General features: G+C 76.1%; 1 protein-coding gene and 1 pseudogene. Both read left to right on the top strand.

Features of this window, described 5'->3' with window-relative positions:
• A pseudogene (locus BG452_RS34955) lies at positions 1-152 on the top strand (galactose-1-phosphate uridylyltransferase); the annotation flags it as partial.
• The coding region (gene galK, locus BG452_RS34950) for a galactokinase (RefSeq protein WP_188308361.1) at positions 149-1,207 on the top strand (1,059 nt) is incomplete at its 3' end. The pseudogene BG452_RS34955 and the gene galK, both read left to right, overlap by 4 nt.

Here is a 1,207-nt window from a genome sequence, read left to right as displayed (position 1 = left end):
ACGAACTCGCCCTCCACCTGGAGCTGTTCACCATCCGCCGGGCCGCCGACAAACTCAAGTACCTGGCCGGGGTGGAATCCGGCATGGACGCCTTCGTCAACGACATCACCCCCGAGGACGCGGCCCGCCGGCTGCGGGAGGCCGCCCCATGAGCACCAGCGCGAACACGTTCACCGAGCTCTACGGCCGCGCGCCCGAGGGGGAGTGGGCCGCCCCCGGCCGGGTCAACCTGATCGGCGAACACACCGACTACAACGACGGGTTCGTGCTGCCGATCGCCCTCCCGCAGACCGTCCGGGCCCGGGCCGCCCGCCGTACGGACGGGGTGCTGCGCCTCTGGTCCGCCCAGGGCGGCGGCCCGGTGACCGAACTCCGGGTCGCCGACCTCGCCCCCGGCGCCGTCCCCGGCTGGGCCGGCTACCCGGGCGGCGTGGTGTGGGCGCTGCGCGAGGCCGGGTATCGGGTCGACGGCGCGGACCTCCGGCTGGACAGTGACGTGCCCAGCGGCGCCGGGCTGTCCTCCTCCGCCGCGCTGGAGTGCGTGGTGGCGGCCGCGTACAACGACCTGTACGGGCTGGGGCTCTCGGCACCCGAGCTGGCGCTGCTGGCCCAGCGGGCGGAGAACGCCTTCGTCGGCGTGCCCTGCGGGATCATGGACCAGATGGCCGCGATGTGCTGCCGCCCGGGCGCCGCGCTGTTCCTGGACAGCCGCGACCTGACGATCCGTCAGGTGCCGATCGACCTCGCGGCGGCCGGCCTGGCACTGCTGGTCCTGGACACCCGGGTCAAGCACGACCTCGGCGACGGCGCCTACGCCGCCCTGCGGTCCGGCTGCGAGAAGGCCGCCGCCGTGCTCGGCCTGCCCGCCCTCCGCTCGCTGGACGCCGCCGGACTCCCCGCCGCACTGACCCGGCTCCCGGCCGAACTCCAGCCGCTGGTGCGCCACGTGGTGAGCGAGAACGCGCGGGTCCAGGCCGCCGTCGCCGCCCTGGAGGCCGGCGACCCCGCCGCCCTCGGCCCGATCCTCACCGCCGGGCACGCCTCGCTGCGCGACGACTACCGGGTCTCCTGCCCGGAGACCGACCTCGCCGTCGAGGCCGCCCTGGCGGCAGGCGCGTACGGCGCGCGGATGACCGGCGGCGGCTTCGGCGGCTCGGTGATCGCCCTGGTGGACGCCACCGCCGCCGACCGGGTCGCGGCGGCCGTC

The sequence above is a fragment of the Streptomyces sp. CBMA123 genome (assembly GCF_014596465.1).
GTDB lineage: Bacteria > Actinomycetota > Actinomycetes > Streptomycetales > Streptomycetaceae > Kitasatospora.
Note: the sequence above shows the minus strand (reverse complement) of the source record. Positions and strands in the feature narration are given on the sequence as shown.